Raw genomic sequence first — 12,722 nt, forward strand, 5'->3', positions numbered from 1 at the left:
GGCCGGCACTCTGGTTAAGCCGGATTTCGCCAATACTTCTTCTGGCACCGAATCTGTAGGAGCGCGCTTGCCGGAATGCCGGACCACCGCGACCGGCTGCGCTAGCAGTCGTCAATTTTCAGTGTTTCCGAGATTTTGCGAGCGCTGCGCACTCGGTCGCGGGCAAGCGTGCTCCTACAGGGGTGAATTTAAAACTCAATAAAATCAATAACTTATTTTATGTTTGATAAGGGCGAGGCGCCTACGACGACGGCGGGGTTATTGCCCGCGGATCTTCTCGACGATGGCGGTGGTCGAGCTGTTCTCGACCAGCCCCAGCACTTTCACTTCGCCGCCGTAAGCGCTGACGATATCGGCACCGACCACCTGGTCGACACTGTAGTCGCCGCCCTTGACCAGTACATCGGGCTTGATGTGCCCGAGCAGGTTTTCAGGGGTGCCTTCGGCAAAGCTGATCACCCAGTCCACCGCGCCCAAACCTGCCAGCACCGCCATGCGCCGGTCGACGCTGTTGATCGGCCGACCCGGACCTTTCAGGCGGCTGACCGAAGCGTCGTCGTTGATGGCAACGATCAGCCGGTCGCCCTGGGCGCGGGCCTGTTCCAGATAGGTGACATGGCCGGCATGCAGAATATCGAAGCAGCCGTTGGTGAAGACGATCTTCTCGTTGTGCGCACGGGCATCATCCACCGCCAGCAGCAACTGCTCCAGGCCGAGTACGCCGCGCTCCGAGCCCTCTTCACGCTGGATAGCGCGGCGCAGCTCAGGCGCGCTGATCGCCGCCGTACCGAGCTTGCCGACCACGATGCTGGCCGCCAGATTGGCCAGGCCCACCGCGTTGGGCAGCTCTTCGCCAGCCGCCAGGGCAGCGGCCAGTGTGGAAATCACCGTATCGCCGGCACCGGTGACATCGAACACTTCACGGGCACGCGCCGGCAGGTGCAAGGCTGCATGCTCGGGGCGCAACAGGGTCATGCCGTGCTCGCCACGGGTCACCAGCAAAGCACCCAGTTCCAGCTCGTGCATCAACTGCGCGCCCTTGGCGACCAGCTCGCTCTCGTCGCTGCAATGGCCGACGATGGCTTCGAATTCGCTGAGGTTCGGCGTAATCACGCTGGCGCCACGGTAGATCGAGAAATCCTTGCCCTTGGGATCGGCCAGCACTGGAATGCCGCGATCGCGGGCGGCCTGGATCAGCACCTGGTGGTTTTTCAGCGCACCCTTGCCGTAATCGGACAGCACCAGCACCTTGACGCCTTCGAGCAGGCGATCGACCTCCTCGCTCAGGGCCAGGCCGTCGGTGGCAAAGGGTTCTTCGAAATCGATGCGCAGCAATTGCTGGTGACGGCTCATGACCCGCAGTTTGACGATGGTCGGCTGGTGCGCGATGCGCTGAAAGCGCGCCACGACACCGGCAGCCTTGAGGCTGTTGGCCAGGCTGTCGGCCGCCTCGTCTGCGCCGGTGACGCCGACCAGCGATGCCGGCGCGCCAAGGGCTGCAATGTTCAGCGCCACGTTGGCCGCACCACCGGGACGGTCCTCGATCTGATCGACCTTGACCACCGGCACCGGGGCCTCGGGGGAGATACGCGAGGTGCCACCATGCCAGTAACGGTCGAGCATGACATCACCCACCACCAGGACAGGCGCTTGGTCGAAACGCGGCATGGACAACTTCATAGAAAAACTCGTACCAGAACTGAACAGGGGCCGAATCTTAGCACAGGGCTTTTAATCTGTTGGAACGGCCCGCTGCGGTAATCAAATCGCCCCGCTGGGCGCCGGTTCATCCAGCCCCATGGCGTGCAGGCGGGCGTAATAACCGTTCTGCGCCAGCAGTTGGGGATGGGTGCCACGCTCGACGATGCGTCCGCCGTCCATGACCAGAATCAGGTCGGCCTTTTCGATGGTCGACAGGCGGTGCGCGATGACCAGCGTGGTGCGCCCTTCCATGACCTGGTCCAGTGCGCCCTGGATGTGCCGCTCCGACTCGGTATCGAGTGCCGACGTCGCTTCGTCGAGGATCAGCAGCGGTGCGTTTTTCAGCAATGCCCGGGCAATCGCCAGGCGCTGGCGCTGGCCGCCGGACAACAGCACGCCGTTTTCGCCGACCTGGGTGTCCAGGCCTTCTGGCAACTTGTCGATGAATTCCTTGGCATAGGCCGCAGCGGCAGCCTGTTCGATATCGGCACGTGGCGCGCCGGCCAGGTCGCCATAGGCGATGTTGTTGGCCACGCTGTCGTTGAACAGGGTGACGTTCTGGTTGACCTGGGCAATGTGCCGACGCAGGTTACGCAGGCGATAGTCGTTGATATCGACGCCATCGAGCAGGATCTGCCCGTTTTCATGGCCATAAAAGCGCGGAATCAGGTTGGCCAGGGTCGACTTGCCGCTGCCCGAACGCCCCACCAGCGCCACCATCTGACCGGGTTCTGCGACGAAGCTGATGTCGTCGAGCACCACGCGGTCTGTCTGTGGATAGGCAAAGGTGAGGTTCTTGACCTCAAGACGGCCTTGCACACGTTCGCGCTCGAACGTACCGGTATCGACTTCCGGCGTGACATCGAGCTGTTCGAAGATGCTTTCGGCACCGGCGACGCCCTTCTGGATCGTCGAGCTGACTTCGGACAACTGGCGAATCGGCTTGGGCAGCAGGCCGGCGGCGGTGATGTATGCCACCAGATCGCCCGCCGTGGCGTCACCACGCAGCAACAGCACCAGGAACATCAGGGTCGCCATCGCGGTGTAGATCACCAGTTGCAGCATCGGCGTGTAGACCGCGCCGGTCTTGGTCATGCGCAGTTGCTTCTCGGTGTTGCTGTCGCTGGCCTTGGCAAAGCGCTCCTGCTCGTACTGCTCGCCGCCAAAGCTGCGCACCACGCGATAGCCCTGGATGGTCTCGGAGGCCACATGGGTGACATCGCCCATGGCCACCTGGATTTTCTTGCTCTGCTTGCGAAATTTCTTGCTGGCGCTGCCGACCATGACCGCGATCAGCGGCAGGATGGCGAGCATCACCAGGGTCAGTTTCCAGTTCATCCACAACAGATAGATGAACAGGAACACCACGGTCAGCCCTTCGCGGATCACCACTTTGATTGCATCGGTGGCGGCACCGGTGACCATGGTCACGTTAAAGGTGATGCGCGAGATCAGGTGGCCGGAGTTGTGGGTGTCGAAATAGCGGTTCGGCAGCACCAGCAGCTTGTTGAACAGCTCGACGCGCAAGTCGTGCACCAGCCCCAGCGATACCTTGGCCAGAAAGTAGTTACCCAGAAACGAGCCCAGTCCTTGCCAGGCCGCAATCAATACGATCAGCAGCGGCACCGCCTGCAACAATTGCAGCTTGTTGAGGTAGGGCACGTTGGGAAACAGCACCACTTCAGGGTTGGTCAGGCCATCGACGAAGTATTTGAGAATGCCCGCCAGCATGGGCTGGGTGGAGGCAAAGATCACAAAGCCGACGATACTGAGCAAAAAGATGCCCACATACGGACGCACATAGGTCAACAGGCGCAGATAGATCTTCACGCTGGACGGCGCGGACGATTCGGAAGTTGCCATGGGAATCCGTCGAGTCAAAAAGAGGCCGAATTGTATCACAAGCGCTTTTTGTGGCCGCCTGCTGGGGTAACATGGCCGACTTCAAAAGGCTGACGCAGAATCCGGAGTATCGATGCAAGCGCTTGACCATGCCCGCTACCTTGACCTGGTCCAGGGCGCAGAAGTACTCGAAGCCGACGGCACGGGCGACAAGGTCTTGCGCCTGTCCGACGGTTCGATGCTCAAGCTGTTCCGCCGCAAGCGCCTGATCAGCTCGGCCGCCTGGTATCCCTACGCCACCCGCTTTGCCGACAACTGCCAGGCCCTGGCACAACGGGCGGTGCCGTGCCCGCAGGTGCGCTGCGTGTTCCGTATTGCCGCCATCGAGCGCGATGCGGTGCATTACACGCCACTGCCCGGCAAGACCTTGCGCCAGTTGCTCGACGATGCCGGCCGTGACGACGAACTGCGTCGCCAGCTGGGGCGTTTCATCGCCGACCTGCATCACAAAGGCATCTACTTTCGCTCGGCGCACCTGGGCAATGTGGTGCTGACGCCTGAAGGCGCGCTAGGCCTGATCGACATCGCCGACATGAAGACCTACCGGCAACCCTTGCGTAAAGCCCTGCGCCTGCGCAACTTCAAACACATGCTGCGCTACACCCAGGACCGCCAGTGGCTGCTGGGTGAAGGCAATCCTGCGTTTATCGAAGCCTATCTGGCGGCGCAGAGTGTGTGCAGCGAGGCGGAGCTGAGGCAAGCGGTGGGCTGATGCCCGACCGCTTTACGGCGTTGGCGCGATGATCGGCACAGGCCCGCGCTGGACGCGGCGACCCAGAATCATCGCGGCGGGCAGCAGCACCAGCAGCCATAGCTCGTCGGGGTTGCCCACCAGCTTGCTGCCGTCGAAGTTGAGCATCACCAGCGCACAGGCCAGGTAGCAACCCCAGGCATCGCGCTGGCGCCAGGCTTGCCACAGGCTCATGGCCATGACCACCACGAACAGCACCAGCGATACGCCGCCGGTGTACAGGCCCATCGCGACGAAGATGTTGTGCGGGTGCTGGATCGGAATGCCGCCGGTCAAGGTGCGGGTGGTCTGGAAGTCGACCCCGCAACCCAGTACCCAGCCACAGTGGCCCCACTCGGCGGTCATGATCTCGAACAGTTCGATGCGGTACGAATCGCCGCGCACGAACAACAGCCTGACCCACTGCTCTTCCCAGCACAGCCACAGCGTCAGGCCGGTGACCAGCGCCACCGCCAGCAAGGCCAGGCTGGCCATGCGCGGAAAACGGTACAGGGTGTACAAGCCCCACAACCCCACCAGCAGCCCGAGGCCAACCAGCGCCGTGCGGGTCTGTACCACATAGGCGGCGGCCAGCAAGGTCAGGGCGATGGCGCAGGCGGCCTCGATCCAGCGTCGTTGCCGGACCCATAACGGCAAGGCCAGGGCCAGCGCACAGACCAGCCAGGCGCTGCTGTAGATCACGTTATCGACACGCCCCGGCAGTATCGCCACCCGCTCGCCGAGCACGAACTGCCCGGTCGTCCAGCTGTGCAGGCTGCCGGCGAAGATATACAGGCACACGGTCCAGAACAGCCCGCGCACGAACACCCCGCCGTTGAACAGCGCCATGGGCGTAAGCCCTGCGATGATGAACACGAACAGGCTGACGTAAACAATGTGCTTGTAGAACTGGAAGTCGGCCGAGAACACCGCCGGCACCAGAAACCACAGCATGAAGGCGGCCCAGACTCGCCCCAATGGCTGGCTGAAGACTTTTGCGCCACGGGCCTTGATCAGGAAGAACAGGCCCGGCAGCGCCATGGTGCCGTAGAACAGATTATTGGTGAACTTGGCCGAGTCGTGCAGGATGAAGCTCAGCAAAAAGGCGCACAGGGCGGCGCCAAAATAGAGCTGGCTCTTGCTGAACGGGGCACGCAGGCCATCAACCGACATTATGGAGTAACCAACCTGTTATCAGACCCGCGACCAGCATGGCGATCAGCTTGACCCGTTCGCGGCGTTTGCGGCGTTGTTTGTCTACGCGCTCCTGGGACACCACGACATGGCTACCGAAGCCGGTGTGCAGAACGGCGTCGTTTTCCAGAATAAGCGCATAGCGGTTTTGCGAAGCATAGACCTGGGACAGCTTCTTTTCGCCGCCGTGGTCAGCATACGGAGCATGCTCTTTATAGTCGGCAAGACGACGCAAACCCGGGTTGAAGGAAAAACCCTGCCACTCCGCTTTGTGCGAGCCCAGCTTGTAGAACGGGATGCCTTGCACCACTTCGCGCTCGTTGAGGAACACGTAAGGGCTGTGCACCAACAAATCGTGATTGTAGCTGCGCAGCCAGACCTGCAACGCCTGCGGGTCGTTGACCAGCAGGGTCATCGATTCTTCGATAAAGCCTGGGCGGTAGAAGTCCCAGTCGTCTTCGCAATGAAACACCCACGTGGTTTCGATCAGCGCGTAGGCGGCATCGACCGAGCGCATCTGGCCCAGCTTGGGGTTGTTGACGATAAACCGGGTATGCGCCTGCCAATGCTCGGGAATACAGGCCCTGACCTGTTCGTCACCGGAGTCTTCGGTAATCAGCACGTGGCGGATGGGCGCGGTATTGAAACGGTCGAACGTTTCCAGGGTGCGCTTCAACAGGTCGAAACGGCCACAGCTGGTGACAACCAGTGTGATCTCGCTGTTTTCGCTGAATACCATCATGGGTTCCCAATCTTTGTAGGTTTTTGGACGTCACACACCGAACCAGCTCCGCACGCGATCCAGCAGGCCGGGGGCCGGGCGAGCCCTCAACGGGGGCTGCAAGGCGTCGACGATGGTCTTGCCAAGGGCATGAAATGTATAGCGTTGCTCTACCAGCGTCTGCCCATTACGCGAAATTTCATCAGCCAGAGACGAATCTTCACGTAATTGGCGTAATTTCCTACGCAGCTCTTCGATATCGCGGTACAGCACGATGTTGCGCATGTCTTCAAAGCCCAGCGCGCGGTTTTCCTCGCTGCCCTGATCGAAGGCCAGCAGCACGCAACCGCAGGCCATGGCCTCGAAGTTCTTGATCATGTATTCGCCCATGCCGACATCGGCGCTGACGAAAAAGCGGATGCGGTTCAGCGTCGCGCAATATTCCTCACCCGACTTGGTGCGGGTCACCAGCAGCGGCTCGACCTTGGCCAGCTCATCGAGCAAGGCCTTGCGGCCGCTGTAGGCCACGCTTTTGGTGCTGCCGACGAAGGCCAGTTCGATATCGCGCTCACGGCCCTGGCCTTGTACCAGCCCCTGGTCGTAGCCCTTGGGCACGAACACCGCATCGAAGCCCTCGGCGCGCAGGCGCTCGGTGACCACAAAGCCCGAGGTAATCACCCGCGCCCACGGCAACTTGCGGTAGTGCGCGCTGAATTTGCCGGTGTATTTGCACGGAATGTAATTCTGGTAGGCGTCGTGCTCCAGGATCACCAGGTTGGGCAGGCTGCGGATAAAGCCCACCTGCCGCACTTCCTGCTTGAAGCGCAAAAAGAACACGATCCGGTCGTAGCGGGTCACGTCCACTTCGCGGCGGAAATACCCGCGCAGGTCGCGCTGCTCTTCGGAGCTCAGCCAGCGCAGGTCACATTCGCAGTGCGCGGCGATGCCTTCGTACAGGCGGTCGAGAATGGCGCGCTGTTCCTTCTGGACCAGAAATAGAACTCTCATGGGTTTCCTTGCAGTCGGAGTGCCTGCTGAAGCTGAATCAGATATCGCTGCGCCAGAACAACTCATGTCGCCGCACAGCCTTACGGAAAAATTCGTTCTCGCCCTCGGCAGGCACTCGCCGCCCGGCCAGCACACGCTGCAACAGCCTGCGCAGCTTGCGCTTGAACGGCATCGGCGGTTGCAGGTCGTGCATCATGCCCAGCGCCATGGCCTTGTCGCGCCGCACATCGGCCGGCAGCACCAGGCTGTACGGCGTCAGCGTTTGTTGCGCATCGAACACCGGCGGCAGGCTCACGCCCTCGTGGGCATTGCCCATCGGCCAGCGGTCGTTGTCATGCAGGTGATTGGCGTAGCCCAGAATCAGCTCCGGCTGCCAGGCCAGGCCTTGCAAGGCCTCACGCACCGCCGCCTGCGCGCAGATATGGTCCGGGTGCGGGTCGATGTTCGGTTGCGGCATCACCAGCACCTGCGGGCGGGCTTGCATGATCACGGCGCGCAGGTCGGCCAGCAGGTTGTTCCAGCTCGGCACGCCGTCATCGCCGGGCAGCGCCAGGCTGTTGAACTGGCGAAACAGCCGGGTATCGGCCAGTTCCGCTTCGCGCGAGGCAATCGGTTGATCGGGGGCTGCCTGCATGGCCGGCAGTTGCAGGCAGAAATAGCCCAGTTGCACGCAATGCGCCTCGGGCACGCCGGCCCAGCGCGGCACCGCAATGCTGTCCCAGGCACGTAAACGGCCCTTGAGTTGCGCCGCCTCGCGGGTGCTCAAACCCATGCGCCGGTAATGCTCTGCCTCGATTTCGCCGGCCGTCAGGGTCACGATCCAGGCTTCATCGGCCTGGCTGTACAAGCCATAGGCCGCCAGCTCCGCGTCATCGGCATGCGGGGCGATGACCATGACCCGCTGCTGGCGAACGTCGGCATGCCGTGACAGCCACAGCCGCGGCGTACCGCCCACGGTGCAATAGCGCCCGCGCAGGTGCAGGCGGCCTTCGCCCAGCGAGCGGCCCAGGCCGGTCAGGTTCAGATAGCGCACGCCATCGACGCCGCGCTCGAAGGTCTGCACATCGCCCTCGTCGCTGCCGATCAGTTGCACGGCTGGGTCAAGAAAGCGCCCCAGCCAGTGGCTGCGCACAGTCACTGCCAGGATCAGGGTTTCATCGCCGTGCAGCGGGCCGGGCAGCTCGACGTTCAAGCGGCCCTTGTCCAGGCGCACGCCCGGCACTTCGTCACGGTCGGCAAACCGGTAATGGTAATCGTCGCCCGGCGCATAGAACAGGTGGTCGGCAAACCAGGCTTCATGGGCCATCCATACCGCCACCGCCAGCAGCGGCACCAGCCACCAGGCCAGCAACACACCGGCACTGATCAGTACCAGCAGGACGACCAGCAAGGCCATGCGTTTGTTGCGCCGATGGCGCTTGAGTAACTGTTGTTTGCGGCTCACACCTGAAATACCGGGACGGGGTTGCACCAACGGTCCTTGTATTCACGGTCGGCGCGGCCGAACGAGAAGCGCAACGGCTTGTTCAGGGCCCGAGCGCTTTCCCAGGCGCTCTGGGTGTTGATGAAGCTCAATACGCTGCCAGGGCTGAACGCACGGTTTTCCGGGTCGACGCCGCCATTGACGTACTCGACGCTGACCCAGCGCGGCGCTTCGACGCGGTACACCAGCTGGATCGCAATCGGCGCACCGTCGAGAAACAGCACCGAACCGATCAGCCATTCGCGCAGCAGCTCGATCACATCGCTCATGCGCTCGGCACCGGTGGCGGCAAAGCCCCAGCGGCGCTGAAACAGATCGCAGTAGATGCGCGCCAGCGTGGTGCTGTCGAACTCGCTGACCGCGTGCACCGTGCCGCCCGCTTCTTCGAGCAGGCGCAGCTCGCGGCGCTGGTTATAACGAAACTTTTTTGACAGGTCTTCAGGCTCGCGGGCCATGGCCAAGGATTCGGCCTGCGGCTTATAGGTGCTGATACGCCCCTCATTAAGGGCAGAAAGGTAGCGGCCGCGATGGCGCAATGCGATGTGGGCATCCTCGGCCACCGGCACGATCAGCTCGGCGTTGCCCAGGTCGAACAAACCTTTTTTGCCATGCCGCTTGAGTTCACCCTTGTCCAGCGCCAGCGCACGTCCCCAGGTGGCAATCGCCGCCTTGAGCTCGCCGCCCTGTTCCCAGGCCAGGTAGCGCACGGGAATGCCGGCCAGTGCCGACAGCCGCTCGACCACTTGCGGGTGAGTGGCCACGCTGCCGCCGTAACGCTGCCAGGTCTGTTCATACGTGGCAGCATCGACAGCGGTCCAGCCGCGCTCGCGAAAGCCCTGAAAGAAATTGAGCATCAAGACTCCACGGCCAGCCGGTTGACCTGCGGCAGGTGCCAGAACACCTTGCGCACCGCATGATCGGAAAAGCGTTCTTGCAGCCGTTGCAGCATCTGGTCGGCGCACGCCTGGCGCTGGCCGTCATCGAGCTGCGACAGGTGCACCAGCCCTTGGGCCATGTGCTCGGCATCGCCCAGCGGAAACAATACGCCCACGCCCTCGACCACTTCCTTGGCACCGCCGCAAGACGTGGCCAGCAGCGGCAGGCCGGCGACCATGGCTTCCAGCAATACCATGCCGAAGGGCTCGTGGTCGGAGCTCAGGGCAAACACATCAAAGGCCTTGAAATAGCGCCGTGCGTCCGCGACCTGGCCAAGAAACAGCACTTGCGGGCCGATGCCCAGTTCCAGCGCCAGGTCCTTGAGCGACTGCTCCAGGCGGCCCTTGCCGAGAATCACCAGTTGACTGCCTGCCGGCAGGTTCGGCAGCGCGTGGGCAAAACCGCGCAGCAGCGTGGCCTGGTCCTTGTCGGGGTGCAGGCGCCCGACATTGCCGACAATCCAGGCATCGTCTGCCAGTTTCAGCTCGCGACGGGCATCTTCACGGCTGAACTGGCTGCCTTGCAGTTGTTCGACATCGATGCGGTTGTACAGCGTCTCGATGCGCTCGGCCGGCCACTTGGGCAGGCTTTTGCGCATGTCGTCGCGCACCGCATCCGACACCCCGAGCAGGCTCAGGCGCTGGCGGAACAGGTTGGCAAACAGCCGGCGGCTGCCGCGCTGATAGTCGCCGAAAGCGTGGTGTACACCGATGACCGGCAATCGGGTCGCCAGCAAGGCGATGTACACCGGCTTGAAGCGGTGCGCGATGCAGAAATCAAAGCGCCGGGTGGCGGCGATCTTGCGCAGGGCCGCGATGGCGCCCAGCTTCAGGCCACGAATGGCGCTGGAGCTGAACTGCATGAACAGCACTTCGTCAGAACCGCAGTCGGCAATCACGTCCGGGTTGTAGTCGCCGGTCAGAAAGACCGTGGTCACCCGATAGCCCTTGCCGGCGAACAGACTGGCGTACTGCCGTGCGCAGTCCAGGAACGGCCCGTCATAGCCGTGGCAGAACTGCAACACATGGCGCTCAGCCGGCAGTGTCATTTGAGCGCCTCTAAAAACGTAGGCGAGGCAGTCAGCGCAAGGCAAAAACAGGCGAGGAAGCGGAGCTTACTGGAGTAAGTGAGCATTCCGAGGCTGTTTTTAACGCAGCGATGACAACGCAGGTAGTTTTTAGAGCTGCTCATAAGCCTTCACACCGTCTTTGACCACCAGGATATCTTCCATGATCAGGTATTCCAGGTCCGAGCCGAAGAACATGTTCAGCGCATCGGTCGGCGAGCAGATCATCGGTTCGCCACGGCGGTTCAGCGAGGTGTTCAGCGACACGCCGTTGCCGGTGAGGTTTTCCAGCGCCTTCATCATGTCGTAGTAGCGCGGGTTGTATTCGCGCTTGAGCACCTGGGCCCGCGAGGTGCCGTCTTCATGGACGACTTCCGGCACGCGGGTCTTCCATTCTTCGGCGACTTCGAAAGTGAAGGTCATGAACGGCGCCGGGTGATCGATGGTGATCATCTGCGGTGCAACGGTGTCGAGCATCGACGGGCAGAAGGGTCTCCAGCGCTCGCGGAACTTGATCTGCTCGTTGATGCGGTTGGCGACGCCCGGCACGCTCGGGCAGCCGATGATCGAACGACCGCCCAGGGCGCGCGGACCGAACTCCATGCGGCCCTGGAACCAGGCCACCGGGTTGCCGTCGACCATGATCTGCGCGATGCGCTCGGGCATGTTGTCGATCTTGCGCCACTTGGGCTGGCTCGGGTGACGGGCACAGGCCGCAATCACGTCTTCGTTGCTGTACGAGGGGCCGAGGTAGACGTGTTCCATCTTCTCGACCGGCACGCCACGGGCATGCGACACGTAAGCTGCGGCACCGACCGCCGTGCCGGCGTCGCCGGAAGCCGGCTGCACGAACAGCTCTTTGACTTCGGGACGGGCGATGATTTTCTGGTTGAGCTTGACGTTCAACGCACAGCCGCCGGCAAAGGCGATCTTGCCGGTCTGCTTGAGGATGTCGCCCAGGTAGTGGGCCATCATCTGCAAGGCGAGCTTTTCAAACAGCGCCTGCATGCTGGCCGCGTAATGGATATACGGCTCGTCGGCGACATCGCCCACTCGCTTGGGGCCCAGCCATTCGATCAGCTTGGGCGAGAAGTAGAAGCCCTTGCCCTTCTCTTTATAGCGGCGCAAGCCGATGACGTTGGCCAGTTCGGTGTTGATCACCAGCTCGCCGTTTTCAAAAGTGGCCAGACGCGAGAAATCGTACTTGCTGGCATCGCCATACGGCGCCATGCCCATGACCTTGAACTCGCCGTCGAGCATCTCGAAGCCGAGGAACTCGGTGATTGCGCCGTACAGGCCGCCCAGCGAGTCAGGGTCATAGAATTCCTTGATCTTGTGGATCTTGCCGTGCTCGCCATAACCGAAGAAGGTCGTGGCGTACTCGCCCTTGCCGTCGATGCCCAGGATCGCGGTTTTCTCGGTGAAGCCCGAGCAGTGATAGGCGCTGGCAGCGTGGGCCAGGTGGTGCTCGACCGGCTCGATCTTGATCTTTTTCGGATCGAAACCCAGTTGCTCCAGGCACCAGACGATCTTGTTGCGGTAGCGCTTGTAGCGACGGTTGCCCATCAGCAGCGCATCCAGGGCGCGGTCCGGCGCGTACCAGTAACGCTTGGCGTAGTGCCAGCGGGCCTTGCCGAACAGGCTGATCGGCGCGAACGGAATCGCCACCACGTCGACGTCCGACGGCTTGATGCCGGCCTGCTCCAGGCAGAACTTCGCCGACTCGTAAGGCATGCGGTTCTTTGCGTGCTTGTCGCGCACGAAGCGCTCTTCTTCGGCGGCGGCAATCAGTTTGCCGTCGATGTACAGGGCCGCGGAAGGATCATGGCTAAGGGCGCCAGACAGGCCAAGGATCGTCAATGCCACTAGGGTCTAGCCTCTTTAGTCTGCTTGCGGGCGCTGTGCGCCCGAGAAAAGGAGTGCCCCCCGCACAGCGGGCCGGGACAGCTAAAGCGCGGGATTATAGCCTAATGACTGGAAT

10 protein-coding genes are annotated in these 12,722 nt (G+C 62.3%); 1 reads left to right on the forward strand and 9 read right to left on the reverse strand.

Annotated elements, in window-relative coordinates:
* Positions 1-258: 258 nt before the first annotated feature.
* Positions 259-1,680 carry a bifunctional D-glycero-beta-D-manno-heptose-7-phosphate kinase/D-glycero-beta-D-manno-heptose 1-phosphate adenylyltransferase HldE gene (gene hldE, locus ACYAS9_RS28145; RefSeq protein WP_463571780.1) on the reverse strand — a complete coding sequence of 474 codons (1,422 nt, stop codon included), beginning with the start codon at positions 1,678-1,680 and terminating at the stop codon, positions 259-261.
* Between the two features lie 81 nt (positions 1,681-1,761).
* Positions 1,762-3,564 (reverse strand): lipid A export permease/ATP-binding protein MsbA, encoded by a 1,803-nt coding sequence (gene msbA, locus ACYAS9_RS28150; protein ID WP_463571781.1) that lies wholly within the window; start codon positions 3,562-3,564, stop codon positions 1,762-1,764.
* Positions 3,565-3,676: 112 nt separating this feature from the next.
* Here msbA and ACYAS9_RS28155 point away from each other — a divergent pair, with 112 nt between their 5' ends.
* Positions 3,677-4,315, forward strand: a complete 639-nt coding sequence (locus tag ACYAS9_RS28155; RefSeq protein WP_463571782.1) for a phosphotransferase — start codon at positions 3,677-3,679, stop codon at positions 4,313-4,315.
* Positions 4,316-4,327: 12 nt separating this feature from the next.
* Here the strand turns inward: ACYAS9_RS28155 and ACYAS9_RS28160 are convergent, their stop codons facing one another.
* The 7 genes from ACYAS9_RS28160 to ACYAS9_RS28190 form a co-directional block, all read right to left on the reverse strand.
* On the reverse strand, positions 4,328-5,506 hold the full coding sequence (locus ACYAS9_RS28160) for an O-antigen ligase domain-containing protein (protein ID WP_463571783.1): 1,179 nt from the start codon (positions 5,504-5,506) through the stop codon (positions 4,328-4,330).
* A complete protein-coding gene (locus ACYAS9_RS28165; protein WP_463571784.1) occupies positions 5,496-6,269 on the reverse strand; it encodes a glycosyltransferase family 2 protein in 774 nt (257 codons plus the stop codon). Before ACYAS9_RS28165 ends, ACYAS9_RS28160 begins: the two co-directional genes overlap by 11 nt.
* A 30-nt stretch (positions 6,270-6,299) precedes the next feature.
* Positions 6,300-7,256 carry a glycosyltransferase family protein gene (locus ACYAS9_RS28170; protein WP_463571785.1) on the reverse strand — a complete coding sequence of 319 codons (957 nt, stop codon included), beginning with the start codon at positions 7,254-7,256 and terminating at the stop codon, positions 6,300-6,302.
* Positions 7,257-7,293: 37 nt separating this feature from the next.
* Positions 7,294-8,700, reverse strand: coding sequence for a PIG-L deacetylase family protein (locus ACYAS9_RS28175; RefSeq protein WP_463571786.1), 1,407 nt, complete (start codon positions 8,698-8,700; stop codon positions 7,294-7,296).
* On the reverse strand, positions 8,697-9,593 hold the full coding sequence (locus tag ACYAS9_RS28180; protein WP_463571787.1) for an antimicrobial resistance protein Mig-14: 897 nt from the start codon (positions 9,591-9,593) through the stop codon (positions 8,697-8,699). The genes ACYAS9_RS28175 and ACYAS9_RS28180 overlap by 4 nt, the downstream gene beginning before the upstream one ends.
* Positions 9,593-10,723: a glycosyltransferase gene (locus ACYAS9_RS28185; protein WP_463571788.1), complete on the reverse strand. Its 1,131-nt coding sequence runs from the start codon at positions 10,721-10,723 to the stop codon at positions 9,593-9,595. Before ACYAS9_RS28185 ends, ACYAS9_RS28180 begins: the two co-directional genes overlap by 1 nt.
* A gap of 129 nt (positions 10,724-10,852) precedes the next feature.
* The gene (locus ACYAS9_RS28190; protein ID WP_463571789.1) at positions 10,853-12,607 is read right to left on the reverse strand and encodes a carbamoyltransferase family protein; all 1,755 of its coding nucleotides are present in this window, start codon (positions 12,605-12,607) and stop codon (positions 10,853-10,855) included.
* Positions 12,608-12,722: the final 115 nt, after the last annotated feature.

It is taken from the genome of Pseudomonas sp. HP_08, from assembly GCF_055284095.1.

Excerpts from the sequence above, each read along its gene's own strand:
- ACYAS9_RS28185 (WP_463571788.1), bottom strand. The coding sequence starts at position 10,723 with ATGACACTGCCGGCTGAGCGCCATGTGTTGCAGTTCTGCCACGGCTAT.
- msbA (WP_463571781.1), bottom strand. The coding sequence starts at position 3,564 with ATGGCAACTTCCGAATCGTCCGCGCCGTCCAGCGTGAAGATCTATCTG.
- ACYAS9_RS28160 (WP_463571783.1), bottom strand. The coding sequence starts at position 5,506 with ATGTCGGTTGATGGCCTGCGTGCCCCGTTCAGCAAGAGCCAGCTCTAT.
- ACYAS9_RS28180 (WP_463571787.1), bottom strand. The coding sequence starts at position 9,593 with ATGCTCAATTTCTTTCAGGGCTTTCGCGAGCGCGGCTGGACCGCTGTC.
- ACYAS9_RS28155 (WP_463571782.1), top strand. The coding sequence starts at position 3,677 with ATGCAAGCGCTTGACCATGCCCGCTACCTTGACCTGGTCCAGGGCGCA.
- hldE (WP_463571780.1), bottom strand. The coding sequence starts at position 1,680 with ATGAAGTTGTCCATGCCGCGTTTCGACCAAGCGCCTGTCCTGGTGGTG.
- ACYAS9_RS28165 (WP_463571784.1), bottom strand. The coding sequence starts at position 6,269 with ATGATGGTATTCAGCGAAAACAGCGAGATCACACTGGTTGTCACCAGC.
- ACYAS9_RS28170 (WP_463571785.1), bottom strand. The coding sequence starts at position 7,256 with ATGAGAGTTCTATTTCTGGTCCAGAAGGAACAGCGCGCCATTCTCGAC.